The organism is Sorangium sp. So ce448 (assembly GCF_051520915.1).
GTDB classification, from domain to species: Bacteria; Myxococcota_A; Polyangia; order Polyangiales; family Polyangiaceae; genus Sorangium; species Sorangium cellulosum_B.
Window position 1 is genome coordinate 2,010,713 of record NZ_CP150343.1, and the last position, 18,047, is coordinate 2,028,759.

The following is an 18,047-nucleotide window of genomic DNA, read 5'->3' on the forward strand; positions in this document are numbered from 1 at the left end:
GGCTCAGAAGGCCAGCGCGAGACCGAGGCGGGCGCTGAGGCCCGCGGCCGGCGGGCGGTAGACGGTGCCGTCGAGGTTCTCGACGACGAAGCGGGGCCGCGTCAGCGGGACGACGGCGTGCAGCGCGCCCTCGATGCTCACGGGAGCGGCGACGCGCCATTCGAGCAGCGTCCCGAGCCCGGCTGCGAAGATCGGCGTCGTGAGGGTGAAGGGCTCATCGACGTCTTGCCCCCTGGAGCGGAGCCAGTGCTGGCGGCCGAGCGCGCAGACGTAGACGCGGATGGGGCGCCCGAGCGGGAGCGCGCACGCGTCGACCTCGAGGAACCAGAGCCGGAACTCGGCGCCTGCAGCGAGCCCCGCGATGTGGCTCGAGCTCGACGGCACAACGCCGGCCGCGACGTCCGCGCGGAACCAGCCGCTGCGGATCCCGCCGCCCGCGGCGAGCCCGACGCCGATCGTCGGTACGAGCGCCTGCTCGATCTGCGCGCTCACCCAGAGCGCTCCCTCCACGTCACGCTCGTTCGCGACGGACGGCCGCGCCGCCGCGGGAGGTGGGCGGCGCGGCGCGCGGCCCCGCGCGGGAGGCGGCGGGCGCGGCGCGCTGACGGCGGGGGCGGCGATTTCCTGGGGCGGCGCGGGCGGCGCGGGCGGCGCGGGCGGCGCGGCGGCGCTCCGCGCGACCGCGTCGGGATCGATCGACATCGCGACGATCAGCGCCGCTGCCCGCGACATGGACGCGCAGTCGTCGCCACGGATCACCCGCTCGCCAGGCGCCGGCGAGCGGATGCGCAGGTCGAGCCGGTAGCGCTCGTCGCGCCCGCGCGCGATCGCGATCTCGACCTCGATCGGCTGGCGCTGCTCCGACGTTCCCAGCAGCCGGGCGATCTCGCCCCGGACCTCGTCGACCGGCGGGCACCCCTCGGGCGCTTCCCAGCGGAGATCGATGGTGCGCGGCTCGGCGGGCGCCGCGAGCGCGCGCGCGGGCAGGAGCCCTGCGGCGACGATCAGCGCCGGAACGATCGACGGCGCATGCGCCCACCTCGAGACGTGCACCCGCGCACTCTACTCCTCCTGTTCCTCCTGTCCGCACGCGGCGCGCACGCGCGTCGCGAGCGGCGAGCCCGGGCTCTTCGCGAGCAGCCTCGCCGCGATCGCCCTGCCGGACGGCGCGCGGCCGGAGCGGCAGAGCGCGATCGCGCGCGACGCCTCGCGCTCGGTCGACAGCACGCCCCTCGGGTACCGGCTGGCGTGCTCGTCGAGCTTCGAGAGCGCCTGCGCGAACTGGCCCGCCTGCAGCGCCTGCTGCGCGTCGCGGAGCAGCGCGATCTCCGCGTCGAGCCCCTCGGAGCCCTGCCTCGCGGCGGCCGCAGCCCGGGGCGTGCGCGACGCCGTCGCGCGCGCCGCGGCGGTCGCCGGGGGCGCGGCGCTCGGCTCGGCGGGCGCGCCGGACGCCTCGGGAGCGTCGGCCTTGCTGGAGGCGCTCGCCTCGGGTGGCGCAGGCGTCCCGTCGCTCGGGGCGCTGGAGGGCGCGACGCGCGCCGCTCGGGGCGCCTCGGCCGCGTCCGTCGCCGCCTCGAGCGCGCGTCGCGCATCGGGCGCCTCGCCCGGCGTCGGGAAGTAGAGCGCGGCCCCCGTCGCGAGGCCCACGACCACCGCCGCCAGCCCGATCTTCATCGGGGCGCCGAGCAGCGTGATGGCCGCGCCTTTCGCGACCGCGGTGCCCGCGCCCGCGGCCATGCTCGCGGCGGCGGGGCCGACCGCGTGCGCGGCCGCGCCGGCGCTCGCGGAGCCGGCGGCTCCGGCGCTCTCGGCGCTCGCGGCGACGGCCGTGGCCGTGGCCGCCGTCCCTGCGAGGCCGAGCCTCGCCCACACGGCCGCGCGCGTCCGACGTCTGTCGTCGTCGGTCGGCTCGTCCTCGTCACGAAGGGCGTTCAGGAGCGCTCGCTCCCCGGACCCCAGCTCATCCATTGCGGCCTCCTCGGATCCTGGCGTGGTGGCGGTGCACCGCGTCGGAAAACGCCTGTCGAGCGGCCCTCAGCCGCGCATACACGGTGTTGACGTTCACCCCGATGCCCCGCGCGATCTCCGCCGCCGGCATCTCTTCCAGCTCGGCGAGGAGGAGCACCACGCGCTTCTCCTCGTCGAGCGACGAGAGCAGCTCGTGCGCGACGCGCGCGGCCTCCGCCCTCGTCATGGCCTCGTAGGGGCTGAGGTTGCTCGGCCCCGCGAGCAGCTCGGGATCCACGGTCTCTCCTGTCCCGCGGTGGGCGGGGCTCTTGCGGCGCAGCGATCTCCGGTGCGTCTGCACGACGTTCACGACGATCCCGAAGACCCACGTCTTCAGCGACGAGCGGCCCAGGAACTCCGGGAGCCGCCGGTGCACGACGACGAACACCTCCTGGCACACGTCCTCGTGCGCCGAGGCGTCCACGCCGAGCCGGCGCACGGTCCGCCAGACGAAGGGGAACATCTCCTCGTACACCTCGGCGAAGTCGAGCGGCGCGGCCTGCACGCCGGCCGCGGGGACGGCGGCCACCGCGCCGGCGGGCGGAGGCGTCGACGGGGCGACCGCCGCGCGTGCCGTCACGGGCTGCGCTCCTCCTCGCAGGGCAGCGAGGCGGTGAGCTCGCCGAGCGCGGTGAGCTCGCCGCTCGCGCCGAGCAGGTTCACGTCGGGGATCGCGTCCGTCCGCCCGGAGAACCAGGGGTACCCGAAGACGTCGGGGTCCGATTCGAGGAGTGGCACCGCTTCTCGAATGGTCGCCGCCTGCGCATCGAGCGACCGATTGTCGCTCGTCTCCTGCATATTTCCAGTGCCGCCGCCCCCGGTCGCGTCTGGGGGGAGCGTTTCCTCCACACAAGCCACGGAGGAGCGGATCCCGAGCAGGGGGCTGATACCGCAGAGGAGGGCTTGGCGAGCTCGGCGCATGGATCGAGGGGCTGGTGACCGGAGCCGCCGCGTTCCGTGAAGAAAAGTGGAGGGACGGGGGGCGACGTTCATCGGGCGGTCGTCGACGGGCTGGCGCTCCACGGCTCGAAAGCGGATCATCCGCTGCGGCGCACCGCGACCGACAGCGCGCACCTCCGCGCGCTTGACGGCCGCGAGGAGCGCATCGAGGAAGACCGGATGACACCCCCTCGCTGGCTTGCCGCGCTCGCGGCGCTCACCGTTCCACTGGCGGTCTCGGCGACGGCCTTGACCCAGGGCGACGCTCCCCTCCCGCCGCCTCCTCCTCCAGAGCCGCTCCCGTCTGCCTCCGCGCAGCCAGCACCGCCGCCGTCTCCTGCGCCGACACCGGTGCAGCCCGCACCAGCGCCCGCGCCCGCGCCCGCGCCGACACCGGTGCAGCCGGCACCCGCGCCGACACCGGTGCAGCCGGCACCCGCGCCGACACCGGTGCAGCCGGCGCCGGCGCCGACACCGGTGCAGCCGGCGCCGGCGCCGACACCGGTGCAGCCGGCGCCGGCGCCGACACCGGTGCAGCCGGCGCCCGCGCCCGCACCTGCGCCGATTCCCGTGCAGCCCGCGCCTGCGCCTGCGCCCGCTCCCATGCCGTTCCCGCCGCCATCTCCGACGCCGGTGCCGCCTGCGCCGCGGCCTGCGCCCGCGCCGCGGTCGACACCGGCGCCTGTACCGCCGCCCGCGCCTGCGCCGCGATCCGCGCCTGCGCCTTCACCGCCGCCCGCGCCGCGGGCCGCGCCGGCCGCGCACACGCCCGCTCCGGAGCCGCCCGCGCCGGTTCCGCCCGCTCCCGAGGAGAAGCCGAAGGAGCCCGAGGACGACGAGAAGGACGGGATGCGCCTTCGTTTCGGTACGACGCTCAGCGGCGGGATCATCGAGTCACCCACGGGCGCGGGGGCCGTCTTCGCGCTCTCGGGCCGGCTCGGTGTCCAGGTCAACCACTATTTCGGGATATACTACCAGAACACACCGATGGTGACGCTCACCCCCGAGAGCACCGAGAACAGCGCTGGATTCGAGGCGGGGTTCATCGACTACAACTCGGTGCTCGCGGGCTTCACGCTGTTCCACTTCCTCGATCTCGGCGTGGGACCGTCCATGGATTACGTGGCCGTCGCGACCTGCGGCGCGGAGGTCCCGGAGGGCGGCATCCCGCTCCCGAGCGCCGGCTGTGAGAGCACGGCGGCCTGGTACCCTGGCGCTCACGCGCGGGGCGCGCTGATCCTCGGCGGCCTCGCCGGGAGCGGCGCGCGGCGGAGCGGCTTCGCCATCAGCGCGGATCTCCACCCGGTGTTCCTGCCAGAGGGGACGACCTTCACCTTCACGCTGGGCCTCGGCAGCGAGTGGTACTGAGACGAACGGCGCGCCGGAGCGCGGCGCGCCGCCTCGCCGGGCGAGCCGCTCCGCTCGCCCGGCGCTCCGGGCAGCGGCGGGCAGCGGTTTGCCCGTCCGCTGGCTGAGCGCCCTTCGAGTGGAACCTTCGTTCCCCAGGTCAAGAGAGTTCCTCGCAAATACGCCGGGTCGCAAGGGGGCCCTGCCTCACGACTGCGCGGCGGTCGGCGCCAGCGCCTCTGTGGCGCGCCACCCGCTGTGATCCGCGACACCCCGGCCCTGCGTTCGCGGTTCGCGAGGGTTGCTGTGTGGCGACCCGATGGACTACAATGCCATTGTCGGAGCGATTGTTTGCGGGGCGCCGCACCGGAGAGCTGGACGCCACGATCGTCCTGCGGCAGCGGCAAGCGACAGCAGGAGAGCGCCACCAGGTAGAGCGCCAGCGATAGAGCGCCAGCGGGAAGCGAGCGGTACGTAGATCGAGCGCGATGCGCGAGCTTTCGAGCTCGGTGGCAGGGAGCGAAGGCGCACCCATGGATCCGCTGTTGTGCATGACAAGGTAAAATTACCGAGCATCACGATGCACCATCGCTCACCATGTAGGTCGACAAGGCATGATGTGTCGCGCGAATCCGGGGTGCCATCTGCTGGTTTCTCGGAGGCGCCATCTCTTGCTCACGCTGTGCGGTGGGCATGTCGCCCCTGGGACTCGAGATCGAGCCCTGAGACCGAGGTGCGTGAGGAGCATGTCAAGCGCTCGCCTTCGTGTTTGGCGTGCTCGGCAGCGCCGGCGTGGTCGTGCTGGCCGGCTGCCGGGGGAGCGGCGGTCGGGTGTCGTCACCCTCTCCGGCGTCCCCATTTCGCCAAGCTCCGTGGGACCGCGGGGGCGCCTCCGAGGGGGCGCTTGACAAAGAGGGTTAACCATCGGCTACGCTGCCTACCCATGATGACCGGGAGGGCATGAGCCTGGTGGAAACGAGCTGCAGGCGCTCCACGGGGGCACGGCGGTCAGCGGTCGAGCGGGCCGTGGGGCACCTCGCGTGTCGGGCGCGAATCGCAACCCGCTGGGCATCATCGTGGGTGCCACGAAACAACCGCGCGGCTCCTCCGGTTCGGCACGGGGGATTTCGCTCACTCCTCAGGACTCTCGCCGAGCGCGCTTGGCCCGACAGGACCGGAGTTCCGCTTCGCCGGGGGCTCCGATCGACGCGCGCGCCGGCGGCCCTGCTCGCGGCGGCTCTGCTCATCGGGTGCTGTCTTCTGCTGCTCAGCCCGCCTATCACGGCTGGGCCCGTGGCCACGCTCTATGTGTATGCGGTGACACCGCTCCGCGCTCGCGCCCTCGAGCAGAAGATCGAGGAGTCGATGCCCGGCGTCGATGTCACCGTGTTTGGAAAGTTGAGCGATTTCAAGGCCGCGCTCGAGTCGACGCCGCCCGACGCGGCCCTCTCGCCAAAGCCGGTCCTGGCTTCGCTCAACCGGACCGCCGACATCCAGGGCATGAAGGCGGGGAGCGACGCGGAGCAGTACCTCCTGGTCTCGACGAGGGCGCTGACCAAGGAGATGCTCTCCGGTCTCAGATACGGGATCGTCGATCTGGTCGAACGGAAATCGCTCCCTAAGTTCGTAGCCGGGCTGCTGGGTGTGAGCACCGCGCCTGAGGTCCAGCGCGTCACGAAGATCGAAGATCTTCTGCAGCTGCTCCAGTTCCAGACGGCTGATGCGGTCCTCCTCCCCGAGCGATTTCGTTCTGACTTCGAGTCGAGGAGCAAGATGACGTTCACGATCCTCAGCCTCTCGACGGCGAAGGTCGGGCTGGTGGCGGTCACGTTCCTGGGCGAGCGCCAGACGCTGGAGGGCGCGATCCGGAGGCTTCCGAAACACGTGCTGGCCGATCTGGGGGTTGACGAATGGAAGTAAGGTCGACGCGTCCCCTCTCTCGGCGCTCGCTGCTGCGGGCCTCCGCCCTCGCGGGGCTCGTGCTGTCCCTGAGCTGCTCGTCGGGTCCGGCCACGCCCGTGGCCAGCGACCCGGCGCCGACGCTCACGCCGCCGCCTCCGGACGCGAGGCCGGTCATCTCCGTCATCGCCCCCTCGGATCCGCAGCTCGACGACATGCTGAGATCGCTCCGCGTCGAGCTGTCCGGGGAACACCGCGTCATCATCTCGCTGCTGCGCGGCGAGGCGTCGAGCCCCGACCTCGTGGCGCAGATCGTCGCCCGCGATCGCCCGCAGGCGGTGGTGCTGGTCAACAACTCGACCGTGCTCCTGTACCGCGAGTGGGCGCGCACCGTCCCGACCCCGCCGGTCGCGCTGATCCTGATGGCGTCCTTCGCCGAGGAGCTCCAGCGCACCGTCCCCAACTCGGTCGCCATCTCTTACGAGGTGCCGGCGGTCACGGCCATGGTGGGCCTGCGCACGCTGGGCCTCGACGCTCACCGGGTGGGCGTCGTCTACCGCCAGGGCTTCGCGGATCACATCGCGCGACAGGAAGCGCTCATGCACGTCGAGAAGCTGGCCTTCGTCAAGGAAGAGCTCTCGAACAAGCCACGGGTGCAGGACCTCCGCGCCGCGCTCGTGAACCTCCAGCGGGCGAAGGTCGACGCGATCTGGCTGCCGAACGACAATGGCCTCCTGAGCCCGAGGTTCTTGACCAACGTCTGGCTGCCCTACGTGGACCGGCTCGGCGCGCCGGTGGTCGTGGCCGTGCGTTCGCTCGTGAACGAGCACGCGGAGTTCGGGACGTTCGCTGCCATCCCCGACACCCAGGCGCTCGCGGTGCAAGCGGCCGATGTCCTCTACGAGCTCGCGGACGCCGACTGGAAGCTCCGGTCGTCGGGCGTCCGCCTGCCCATCTCGGTGAAACGCCTGGTCGACGTGAGGCTCGCACGGCGCTTCGGGCTGAATTCCAGTCAGTTCGGCCAGGTTGACTTTCTCATCGGTAGGTGAGCGCGTATCGGGGGGAATGGAGGCGCCGTGCGATTACCTTTCCAACCGGGCACATGGTCACGATGCGACGGGCCAGCTCGAACCATCGAGCTCCCGGGCTCGCCTCCCATCTGCTCGTCGCGTGGAGAGCGTCGCGCGCGGTGCTGCCGTCCCTGGAGCGCGCCGTCATGATCCGGGTGCTCGTGATCGATGACGACGAGATCGCTCGCGAGGCGATGCGCGCCGTCCTGGTCAGGGCCGGCTTCGATGTGGTCGAGCTCGCCACGCCCATCGGCGCGACGGCGGTCATCAAGCGAGACAAGATCTCCGTGGTCGCGCTCGACATCAACATGCCGACCATCAACGGCGACAAGCTGGCGAAGCTGCTCCGGGACAACGCGCAGCTCTCGAACCTGGGTATCGTCCTCGTCTCCAGCTGTGATATCGACAAGCTGAGCGCGATCGGCGAGAAGGTCGGCGCCGACGGCATCGTCTCGAAAGCGAAGCTGCACGTCGCGCTGGCGCCGGCGGTCGAGCGCGCGGTGGCCGCGCGCGCCGGGAAGACCAGCCCGCCGCCGCCCTCGTCTGCGGGGTCTTCTGCGGCGTCGTCCTCCTCTAACCCGCCGCCCTCGATGAGGCGTCCAAAGTAGAGTGCATGGCAACCCCGAACACCCACGGCTCGCTCCGCATCAAGCTGCTTCGCCTGATCCTGGGCGCGCTGCTGCTGCTCGGGGGCACCACGCTGCTCGCGAGCGGCGCGCTCATCTATTCGACGGATCGCGCGGTCCAGGCCAAGCGTGAGCAGGAGCTCCTGAGCAGCCTGGAAGAGAAGGCGCGCCTGCTCGGCTTCAACCAGGCGCTGGCCCTTCGCAGCCTGGTGGCGGACAACCTCTTCGGGGATGTCAAGGCGCTCATTCACCAGACCGTCTCGGAGAACAACGACATCGCCTACGGGGTGTTCTTCGACGCGGAGAACCGGGTCTGGGCGGCGAGCGGACTGGCCCGGGCGCACGCCTCGAAGGACGCGCCCGGCCCGGCGTCGCCGAACTACACAGCGGCGGACCTGGAGTCCCTCGGGATCAGCACAGCGCACCAGTCCCGGCTCGTGCTGCGGCGGCGGCAGAACCCCCTGGGCGGGGAGGACGTCCTCGAGGTCGCGGCCCCTGTCGTCTCGGAGGGGGCCCACGCCGGGAGCGTGATCTACGGCATCAGCACGAGGAGCGTCGTCGAGCGCATGGTCCAGGCCCGGGACCTCGCCGCGAACCGGCTCGTGACCACGCTCGGCCTGATCGTGGCGCTGATCCTCGGCAGCGGGGCGGCCAGCTATTTCCTCGTCAAGCGGGTCGCCGTCCACATCACCGAGCCGCTGCTCGCGCTGCGCACGGCGGCGGGGGCCATCGCCACCGGGCTCCGCTCGAGCGCGCCGCCGACCGAATCGCCCATCGTGGATCGGAAGAAGTGGGAGCGCGTGCAGATCACGAGCGGCGACGAGCTCGAGCTGCTCGGATCGGCCTTCAACAGCATGGTCGAGGCGAACGAGCAGGCGTTCGAGGAGCTGCGCGTGAAGACCGAGCAGGCGCTCGAGGCGTCCCGGATGAAGAGCGAGTTCCTCGCCAACATGAGCCACGAGATCCGGACGCCGATGAACGGGATCCTCGGGGTCATCCGGCTCATGCAGAACCAGTCGCTCGACGGCAAGATGCGGCGTTACGTGGAGACCGTCGACGCCTCCGCCAACACGTTGATGTCGATCATCAACGACGTGCTCGACTTCTCGAAGCTCGAGGCCGGCAAGTACGTGGCGCAGCACGTCTCCTACGATCTGCGCCTCGTCATCCAGGAGGTCGCGGAGCTGATGGCGAGCCAGGCGCACGAGAAGGGCCTCGAGCTCGTGTACCGCGTCGAGCGCCGCGTCCCCACGGGCATCGTGGGCGATCCCGACCGGTTCCGCCAGGTGCTCACCAACCTGGTCGGCAACGCGATCAAGTTCACCGAGCGCGGAGAGGTGCTGATCGACGCCTCGATCTCTCCGCAGGCTCAGCAGGACAAGGCCACGGCGCTCATCAAGCTCGCCGTTGTGGACACCGGCCCCGGCATCGCGCCCGACGACCAGAAGAAGCTCTTCGCGGCCTTCTCGCAGGTGGACGGCTCGCTGGTCCGCAAGCACGGCGGCACGGGCCTCGGGCTCGCGATCAGCAAGCGCCTCGTCGAGGTCATGGGCGGCGAGGTCGGCCTCGACAGCACGCCGGGGCAGGGCAGCCGGTTCTGGTTCACGATCCGGGTCGGCGTCACCGCCGGAGGCGAGCAGATCCGCTCCGCCGAGTGGGCGAGCGGGCGCCGCGCGCTCGTGGTGGAGAACAGCAGGAGCTGGCGCGACGTCGTTGTGGAGCACCTGGTGGCGTGGGGCTTCGACGCCGAGTCCGCGTCCTCCGGGAGGGACGCGATCAACCGGCTCGAGCTCGCGGTGCTGGAGAAGCGGCCGTTCAGCGCCGCCGTCGTCGGTGTCCAGATGGACGATCTCGGCCTCGAGGAGTTCCTCAGGACCATCCAGTCGGTCCCGGCGCTGCAGACGTTGCCCGTGGTGGCGCTCTATCACATGGGATCGAGCGTGACGTTGAGCGGGATGGACTCCAGCATGGTCACGCAGCTCCCCAAGCCGCTGCGCGTCTCCGAGCTGTACAACACGCTGCAGAGCGCGCTCACGGGCGCCTCGACCCCGCCGCCTAGCAAGCCCGGCGCGGAGCCGGGTAAGATCGCGAGCAAGCTCCCCGTGCTGGTCGTCGATGACAACGAGATCAACCGCTACGTGGCGATGGAACAGGTCGAGCAGCTGGGCCTGCGCGTGGAGACCGCGTGCAACGGCCAGGAGGCTCTCGAGTGCGTCAAGCGAAAGCGGTATGTCGCCGTGCTCATGGATTGCCAGATGCCGGTGATGGACGGGTACACCGCCACCCAGGAGATCCGCGCCTGGGAGCGCTCGCGGAATCGCCACACGGTGATCATCGCGCTGACGGCGCACGCGCTCGTCGGCGAGCGGGACCGGGTGCTCGCGGCGGGGATGGACGATTATCTGGCCAAGCCGGTACGCCCTCAATCTCTGCAGAAGACCCTGTGGCGGCACGTGGTCCTGAGCCGGGACGAGCCTGCGTCGTCGCGGTCTCCCTCCGCCCCCGAGCTGGAGGCGGCGCGCGCGCCGGTGCTCGACCCGGAGGTCCCGCGCTCGCGGAAGCTGATCGAGCTCGTCCTCAAGAACGTGCCGGGGCAGCTCGATGGCCTGGAGGCGGTCATCCGGAGCGCCGTGGCTGCAGAGATCAAGGCGAACGCTCACAAGCTGAAGGGCAGCATGCTCTCGATCGGCGCGGCGCGCGTCGCGGAGCTGGCGGAGAAGATGCAGCTCGCCGCGGGTCAAGGCGAGCTGCCGCAGGCGGACGACCTCACGCGGCTACGTGACGAGTTCGACTCCGTGAGCGCTGCCCTGAAGGAGGAGCTCGCCGCGACCGCCAAGGCGACGTGACGATCGCGCCGAATCGATGATGGACGAATGTCTGGAGCCCACTGAACCCGCATGATGCTTGCCTCACTCGAAACCCGGTGGATGGTTGCGCTGGTGATCGCTTCGATCCCCGGTCTCGCATGGGCCCAGCCGACGACCGCGACGGCGCCGGGAGCGCCGAAGGCGGTGGGGGGCGAGCGCCGGAACGACGCGCTCGAGGACGTCGACCTCTTGAGGTTGCTCGACGTCGAGGTGTCCACTGCCACGAAGACGCTGGAGACCCTCGACGACGCGCCCGCCATCATGACGGCGATCACCGCGGAAGAGATCCAGCGCTGGGGATACACGAGCGTCGGCGAGGTGCTGCAGCACGTCGTCGGGTTCTATCTCATCGACGATCACATCCTGCCGAACGCCGGCGTGCAGGGGATGACGGGCGGGCTGGGGGCCGAGAGCGGCGGGATCAAGGTGATGATCAACGGGCGATCGGCCGCGTTCCGGACCACCAGCGGCAACTGGCTGGGCACGGAGCTGATCCCGCTGTCGTCCATCAAGCAGATCGAGATCGTCCGCGGTCCGGCGTCGGCGCTCTATGGCGCCGATGCGTTCCTCGGGGTCGTCAACATCATCACCCTCGATCCGGAGGACATTCCCTTCGTCGACGGCACGGTGCAAGTCGGCGTGACGAGGGACCACCCGCGCGGCCGTTTCGACGTCGTGGGCGGCATGTTCACCGACCGCTTCGAGATGATGCTGACGGCCGCGGGGGAGCTCGATGATCGAAGTGGCCTGGAGATGCCTACCCAGTCCCCGGCTCCCCTCATCCCGCCTTACAACGCGGGGCGCCTGGACGCCCAGAACCTCGAGCGTTTGTCTGGGGTCGTCGGGGCGCGGCTCGGGTATCGCCATCCCGAGCGTGGGCACCACCTCGTGCTCAGCGCGTACTGGTCAGGCCTCCGGCGCGGCGGGGATTTTGCGCAATGGGCGCAGCTCACCGGCGGGACGGACGACGAGGGTTACCGTGCCGGCACGGTGGTCAGCCTCCAGCAGCGTCGCGTGGCGGTCGACGGGCTTTACCAGCTGAACCGGGAGCTCGCGTTCGCGGTGCAGGGGATGTACTTCCAGGGCGGCGTCCTGCCGGACGACCGCATCGACCTCGCCGGCGGCTGGTACTACATCGAGCGGCGCATGGCGTATCGCGGCGTGGACGCGAGCGTCGAGGCCCGGTGGATGCCGTGGGACCGATTCAACCTGATATTGAATCTGGAGTCCGTCTACGACAAGGAGGACCTGCCGTCCTTCCGCCGGGTCACCAAGGAAACGGGGCAGTCCTTCGGCTCGCCGGAGCGGGAGCAGCAATCGGCCGAGCTGGTCGACATCGGGGCGCTCCTTAGCGCCAACCTCAAGGTGCTCGATCCGTGGCTGAAGGTCACGGGCGGGCTCCGCTATGATCACCACAGCAAGTATGGCAATCAGCTGACCGGTCGGTTCGGGGCGACCTCGCACCTGGGAAAGACGGTCGTGGCCAAGCTGCTGTACGGCAGCGCCTTCAAGGCGCCGTCCCCGTACCTGCTCTTCGCCGAGCCCCTCGTGCCGGGCGACGTGATCGGGAACGAGCGCCTGTCGCCCCAGCTCATCCACACCGTGGACGCGGAGCTGACGTGGAGGCCTGCTGTCTGGGCCTCGGCGAGCACGGGGGTGTCGTACAGCCTCTTGAACGACAAGGCTGAGTTCGTCCCGCGGGGCATCAACCAGACGGCCCTGAACATCGCCAGCCAGAAGTCCTTGATCTGGGCGACCCGCGCCGAGCTGCGGCACGGCGACGCCTTCGGGGGCTACGGGTCGTTCGAGACCGTGCACTCCACCCGGGACACCGGCCAGGTGGGGTACCAGGCGGATCTGGTCGGCTCGTCGATGGTCGCGTACCCGAGCTGGATGGCCCGCGCCGGCGCCTATGTGAAGCTGCCGTCGCCGAGCTTCCTGCCGCTGGAGCTCTCGACGCAAGGGATCCTCGTCGGGCCCCGGCGGTCCGCGGAGGCGAGCACCCTGGAGAAGGGCGGCGCGTTCGAGCTGCCCACGTACCTCAGGTGGAACGCCAGCCTGGTCGCGCGCAACCTGTGGATCATCCCGGGGCACGAGACGACCCTGGCCGTGCGCGCCAAGAACATCCTCGGCACCTTCGGCCCGGATCCCGGGTTCTCGGGCTTCGAGTACCCGCTCGAGCCGCGCGAGATCTTCTTCGAGCTACGACACCGCTACTGAGCGACGGTCACCCGCGAGCGGCGGTCACCCGCACAGGAGACGGGCCCATCTCGACGTTTTCGGTGCTCAGCGCACAGGAGTGCGCTTCCGCGCCGAAAACGCCGATCTGGACCCGTCTCCTGTGCGGGTGACCGCCGCTCTGCGACGCTCGTGCCAGGCTCAGCTGAGAACCGCTCTAACAAGCTGCGGCGCTCTAGATCACTGCTGGACCACGCACTTGGCGTCGAAGGGGTCGCCATCGACGAACTTGTCGCCTTTGATGGTCCACCTTTCCATGATGTGATTCTGGCTCGCCCCGTAGGAGTCGAACTCGTATTCGGCGGCCGCGCCGATGTAGCGGAGCGGGGTCCCCGCGCGGAGCTTGGCCATCGCGGTCTTCAGATCCCACCACAGGGCCACGTCGTTCTTGGGGTCGTTGAGCTCGAGGATCGTCTGCCGCAGCTCGCGTCCGGACGTGATGATCTGCCCGGTGGTCGCGTAGCCGTACACGAGGCCCATCGCGATGAGGACGACGCCGTCGTAATAGAAGTGCGCTGCGGGGAACGGCACCTCGCCGTTCCACCGGCGGGAGAAGTGATAGGCGAAGGCGTCGGCGTTCCAGTGCGTGCAGGTGAGCGCCTCCCCGGTCGAGTCGCCGGGGGCGGGGCCGCACTCGCTCCGCAGGCTGAGCGAGGGCGAGATCCCATAAGAGTTGTCATCGAGCGCGCCTTGAGGGATGTTGGAGAGGAACACCTGGGTGTGCAACGCAGGCCCGAGGAGCCACTTGCCCGGACGCCCGTGGACGGTCCATTCGGTCACGATGGTCGAGGCGGCGGCGGGATAGGCGGCCAGCAGCGTGCGGCCGGCCGGCGCCCGCTCCGTCTCGTCGTCCAGGTAGAAGGCGGCTTTGATCTTGTCCTTGTACGTCGGTGCGTCCGGCTTGAACGTCACCGAGGGGAGGATCCTGCCCTGGAGCGCCGCGAAATGGGTCGTGAACTCGGTGCTGACGGCGGTGTTGTAGTCGTCCCGCGCGGAGAGGCTATTGGCCGTGCGGACACCCTCGCTGACGATGTATTTCGCGAGCGCGCAGCCGATGCCGAACGGGGAAGGGGCGAGCCTCACCCTGCCGCCCTCGTCCTCACGGCGCGCGATGGAGGGCGCGGCATAGCTCGGCAGCATGTGGAGAAGGTTCTCCTTCTTCACCTCGATCGCGATTTCGCGGGCGAGCTCGTTCTCTTCGGGCCCTACCAGGTAGCGGACATCATCCGTGTAGATCAGCGAGAGCAGCTGGTCGAGCCCGCGGTCCCGGTTCGAGTGGCTGTCTCGGCTCACGATGTCGAAGGGCCTCCCTTCGAGCCCGCCCGCGGCGTTCAGGTCCTGGACCGCGAGCAACATGGCTTGCTCGAGGTTGCGGCCGATGGCCGACTCGCCCCCGGAGAAGGGGACGAGGGCCCCGATTCTGATGGCGTTCTCTGGCTCATCTGGCTCATCGGGCGCCGTCGACGAGCAGGACGCCGAGAGCAGGGACGCGAGTCCCACAATCAGCCCGGTCTCCATACAGCGCATGCGTCGCCTGCGAGCACCCAGCCACGCGCCGGCTCGATGGAGGCAGTCCCGAACGGTAGGCATCCCAGTGTACATGGTTGTCCTTCGAGACGATGACATCGCATTGAGGACGGAGCTGTCAAGGGCCGTGGGTGCGATGCGCACCACAAGGTTTGCTGTTTGCGTTCTGCGATCGATGCGCGTCGAAGGCGGCTGTCGGGCTGTGGTGAGAGCGTGACCGAGAGAGAGACCCCGGGTCGGGCGCCGGCCGCGGCGTCGTGCCGTCGCCGGCGCCCGGGTTGCGCCCCCGCTCGGATTGTGATGGACGCCCGCCGCTGCTCCGCGAAACCTTTGCGGACCGCCCGTGTCCAAGGAGACGTGATGCCCTCCCACCTTCGCTCGCACTTCGCCTTCAACGCCCTCGCCGCCGCGATCGGGCTCTCCCTCGCGGCCTGCGCCGGGGCGCCTCCGCCCGCGCCGAACGCGCCGGTTTCGCCGGGCGACGGCCGCCCGGCGACCCCGCCGCCGGCGCCGCTCCCGGAGGAAGAGGCCTTCGCCGTCCACGGCACGCTCAAGGACGAGTGGCTCCCGATCCTGAAGCCGGCGCCCTTCGACCCGAAGACCGCGCTGGTCCCCCCGGCGCCGGCCGGCGTGCCCGCCGCGCCGCGCGCCTGCGAGGCGTTCGTGCGGCGCGCCGCCGTCGCGCCGGCGCAGCCCTGCGGCGACGCGCAGGGCGCGCTCGAGGCGCTCGACGCCGCGCTCGCCGAGGACGACGCCGCGAAGCGCGACGCGCGGCTCGCGGGCGTCGAGGCGTGCGCGGGCCTCGAGGCGGGCCTCGCGCGCGCGCTCCGGGCCGAGCTCGCGCCCATCACCTGCGGCGACGCCGTCGCCGCGCCGCTCCTCGAAGCGCCGCCCGCCGCGCTCCGTGGCGACCTCTACCAGGTGCTGCTCGGCCTGACGCTCTCCGCCCGGCTCGCGCGCACCGCGACCGAGCCGCCGACGCTGCGGCCGCCCTACGACGTCCAGCGGGTCCTCGCGTTCACCAAGGGGCCGCTCTTCGCGTGGGTGACGGAGCAGGCCCGGGCGATCGAGGATCTCGGGCGGCGCGGCGTCGAGCTTCCGTTCTATGCGAAGGGCATCGTCGCCGTGGAGTCCGGGCGGGCCGACATGCGGCTCGTCGAGGCGGTCCGGTCCGCGCCGCTGCCGGACGGCATGCGGAAGGACGCGGAGCTCGCCAACGTCTACTACGGCGAGCTCGATCAGCTGCTCGATCCCTGGAAGGTCCGCGGCCGTGACGCCGCGCTCGTCGGCCTGCGCGAGCTCTCGTCGGTCGGCGTCCTCCGCGACGCCCGCGTCGACGGCGCGCGCGAGATGCTCTCCCGCCTCTACGGCGGCCGGCGCGTCGACGCGCTGGACGCGCTGGAGCTGCCGCCGCTCGCGGCGGGCACCCCCCCTTCGTCGGCCGTCGAGCGGCTCGCCGCCCGGCTGCCGACGTACTACGCGGGCCGCCTGATCGCGCCCGAGGCGGCGGCGCGGCCCGAGCTCCTGCGCGTCCTGCTCGGCCGGGGCGTCCCGCTCCAGCACCGCGCGGCGCTGCGCACGGCGCAGCTCTCGCCCGAGTCGAGGCTCCTCTATGCGAGGGCGCGGCTCGAGCTCGGCCGGCTGTACTGGCGGGCGGTGGACTTCGATCAGGCGACCGCGCTGCTCGCGGCGTGGCCCAGGGAGACCCCGCGCCCCGCCGAGGCGACGGCGCTGCTCGCTGTCGCGCTCGGCCTGCGCAACGGCCCCGAGGACGCGGCGCTCATGATGCGGCGGGCGCCGCTCGCGGGGCTCGGCCTGGGCGACATCGCCGCGCTCGACTGGGTGGCCCGCGCGAAGCCCGCCTCGGCGTACGCGGGCATCGCGGCGTACGACGCGGCCGTCATCAAGCAGATCGCCGCCCCGCAGGGCGCGGAAGCGAGCTACTGGTCCGACGTGGCGGCGCGCTTCCGTGAGGCGCAGGCGCTCCTGACGGGGCCGCTCGCGAAGGCGGCGGAGGAGAGGGCGCGGGCGGCCGACGAGATCGCGCGGGCGGCGCGGTAGGGGCGGCGCGCTGGGCGGCGCGCCGCATCGTCCTGGTCGGCTGCTTTGCGAGCCCCCGCCGGTGCCGGCCGCCCCACGTGAAGTGCCGGCGCTGCCAGCGGTCTACGGATCGATGATCCAAGGACCACCCGCGCCACCCGCGCCACCCGCGCCGCCCGCGCCGTCGTTGGCGCCGGCGCCGCCCGTGCCGTCGCTGGCGCCGGCGCCGCCCGCGCCGTCGCGGCCACCGGCGCCGGATCCCGAATCGCCGGGGCCGCCAGCGCCGGCTCCCGTGCTGCCGGTGGCCGCGGCGGTGGCCGCGACGCCGGTGGTCCCGACGCCGCTGCCCGCCTCGTCACCGGGGGGCGTCGAACCGTTGCCCGCACCGCCGGTGCCGCCGCCGGGATCCACGTACGGGCCCGGGTCGATCAGACCGCCGCCGATCGCGGCCAGATCATAGATGAGGTCGGTATCGAAATAGACACCGATCGGCCTGTAGGCGATGCCAGAGCCCACGACGACGGTCTCCGCTGCATGGGTCTCCCAGTTCCAGCCGGTGGTGCTGACGATATCCCAGGTGTATTGCTGGTAGACCGGATAGGCCGAGACCCGCGCGAGCGCGGCCGTGGGCACGAACAGGACCGAGGTCGCGTCGAGCGCGACGGTCGCGCTCACGTCGAAGCCGACCGCCCTGGTGATCTGGTCGTCCGACGGCACACAATCGTCCAGCGGTCCCGGTGTGGGCTGGGCGTCCGAGGACGTGTCGCCGCCCGACGTGCCCGACGTGGCCGAGGAAGGCTGAGGACCCCATGTGCCGCCGCCAGGCATGCCCGGCGCGGGCTGATAGCTCCAGCCGCCGCCGCTGCCCGGCATTCCCGTCGACGGCTGAGGGCCCCAGATGTCGTCGCCGCCCGGTAGGCCGCCCGGCGCGCCCGGGAAGGGCTGGAAGAACCCGAACGGCTCGTCCTCCGACAGCGCCGGCAAGGGCCAGAGGTCGTTGGGGGCGCGACTGTCCCGTGCGCGCGCCACGGGCCGGGGCGGGGGCACCCTGGGCGCGGTGGTGCTCAGCACGCGCACCGCCGGCGTGACGCTCGCCGACACGGAGACGCTGAGGGTCCGCGGGCCGAACCCCTCCGCCACGCGGAGCAGGTGGGCGGCGTCCTCCCAGTGGAACGTGTCCGGCAAGACGAGGACGTTCGTGATCGTCTGACCAAAACACAGGGCCTGCCGGGCCTCGCCGACCCCGGCCCGTACGCCGCTGTCCGCGCGCTCGGGCACCTCGGACGCATCCCGCGGGCTCACGCAAGTGATGGATGGAACGAGCAGCATCGCCGTGCCGAGCACGAGCTTCACGTCGGGAACAAACATGTTCACTCCCCTGGGTTGCGAGCAGAGCAGCGAAGAGACGGAGCCACTCAGGCGTGGAGTGCGCCGAGGAGCCGTGCGTCGCCTTCCGCGTCCCGGTGTCCCGGGAGGCCTCTTCTTCC

The 18,047-nt window shown here is 71.4% G+C and carries 13 protein-coding genes; 7 read left to right on the forward strand and 6 right to left on the reverse strand.

Going from position 1 to position 18,047, the window contains the following annotated elements:
* Positions 1-3 precede the first annotated feature (3 nt).
* The 4 genes from WMF45_RS07625 to WMF45_RS07640 are packed head-to-tail and all read right to left on the reverse strand — an operon-like array spanning position 4 to position 2,745.
* Positions 4-1,053 (reverse strand): hypothetical protein, encoded by a 1,050-nt coding sequence (locus WMF45_RS07625; protein WP_437716281.1) that lies wholly within the window; start codon positions 1,051-1,053, stop codon positions 4-6.
* Positions 1,054-1,062: 9 nt separating this feature from the next.
* A complete protein-coding gene (locus WMF45_RS07630; RefSeq protein WP_437716282.1) occupies positions 1,063-1,968 on the reverse strand; it encodes a hypothetical protein in 906 nt (301 codons plus the stop codon).
* Complete coding sequence (locus WMF45_RS07635; RefSeq protein ID WP_437298401.1) at positions 1,961-2,587, reverse strand: RNA polymerase sigma factor; 627 nt, start codon at positions 2,585-2,587, stop codon at positions 1,961-1,963. Before WMF45_RS07635 ends, WMF45_RS07630 begins: the two co-directional genes overlap by 8 nt.
* Complete coding sequence (locus tag WMF45_RS07640) at positions 2,584-2,745, reverse strand: hypothetical protein (RefSeq protein WP_437716283.1); 162 nt, start codon at positions 2,743-2,745, stop codon at positions 2,584-2,586. The genes WMF45_RS07635 and WMF45_RS07640 overlap by 4 nt, the downstream gene beginning before the upstream one ends.
* 219 nt (positions 2,746-2,964) lie before the next feature.
* On the opposite strand from WMF45_RS07640, the gene WMF45_RS07645 reads away from it, so the two are divergent.
* The 6 genes from WMF45_RS07645 (at position 2,965) to WMF45_RS07670 (ending at position 12,975) form a co-directional block, all read left to right on the forward strand.
* Positions 2,965-4,314, forward strand: coding sequence for a hypothetical protein (locus WMF45_RS07645; RefSeq protein ID WP_437716284.1), 1,350 nt, complete (start codon positions 2,965-2,967; stop codon positions 4,312-4,314).
* A gap of 1,272 nt (positions 4,315-5,586) precedes the next feature.
* A complete protein-coding gene (locus tag WMF45_RS07650) occupies positions 5,587-6,213 on the forward strand; it encodes a hypothetical protein (protein WP_437550540.1) in 627 nt (208 codons plus the stop codon).
* On the forward strand, positions 6,204-7,241 hold the full coding sequence (locus WMF45_RS07655; RefSeq protein WP_437716285.1) for a hypothetical protein: 1,038 nt from the start codon (positions 6,204-6,206) through the stop codon (positions 7,239-7,241). The genes WMF45_RS07650 and WMF45_RS07655 overlap by 10 nt, the downstream gene beginning before the upstream one ends.
* Before the next feature lie 62 nt (positions 7,242-7,303).
* Positions 7,304-7,870 carry a response regulator gene (locus WMF45_RS07660; RefSeq protein ID WP_437716286.1) on the forward strand — a complete coding sequence of 189 codons (567 nt, stop codon included), beginning with the start codon at positions 7,304-7,306 and terminating at the stop codon, positions 7,868-7,870.
* Positions 7,871-7,875: 5 nt separating this feature from the next.
* Positions 7,876-10,734 (forward strand): response regulator, encoded by a 2,859-nt coding sequence (locus WMF45_RS07665; RefSeq protein ID WP_437716287.1) that lies wholly within the window; start codon positions 7,876-7,878, stop codon positions 10,732-10,734.
* Positions 10,735-10,827: 93 nt separating this feature from the next.
* Positions 10,828-12,975, forward strand: a complete 2,148-nt coding sequence (locus WMF45_RS07670; RefSeq protein ID WP_437716288.1) for a TonB-dependent receptor plug domain-containing protein — start codon at positions 10,828-10,830, stop codon at positions 12,973-12,975.
* A 198-nt stretch (positions 12,976-13,173) separates the two neighbouring features.
* On the opposite strand, the gene WMF45_RS07675 is transcribed toward WMF45_RS07670, so the two are convergent.
* Positions 13,174-14,493: an ABC transporter substrate-binding protein gene (locus WMF45_RS07675; RefSeq protein WP_437716289.1), complete on the reverse strand. Its 1,320-nt coding sequence runs from the start codon at positions 14,491-14,493 to the stop codon at positions 13,174-13,176.
* Positions 14,494-14,880: 387 nt separating this feature from the next.
* Between WMF45_RS07675 and WMF45_RS07680 the strand changes: the two genes are divergently transcribed.
* Positions 14,881-16,581 carry a hypothetical protein gene (locus tag WMF45_RS07680; RefSeq protein WP_437716290.1) on the forward strand — a complete coding sequence of 567 codons (1,701 nt, stop codon included), beginning with the start codon at positions 14,881-14,883 and terminating at the stop codon, positions 16,579-16,581.
* Between the two features lie 102 nt (positions 16,582-16,683).
* On the opposite strand, the gene WMF45_RS07685 is transcribed toward WMF45_RS07680, so the two are convergent.
* Entirely contained in the window at positions 16,684-17,928 is a 1,245-nt protein-coding gene (locus tag WMF45_RS07685) for a hypothetical protein (protein WP_437716291.1), read from the reverse strand.
* Positions 17,929-18,047 lie beyond the last annotated feature (119 nt).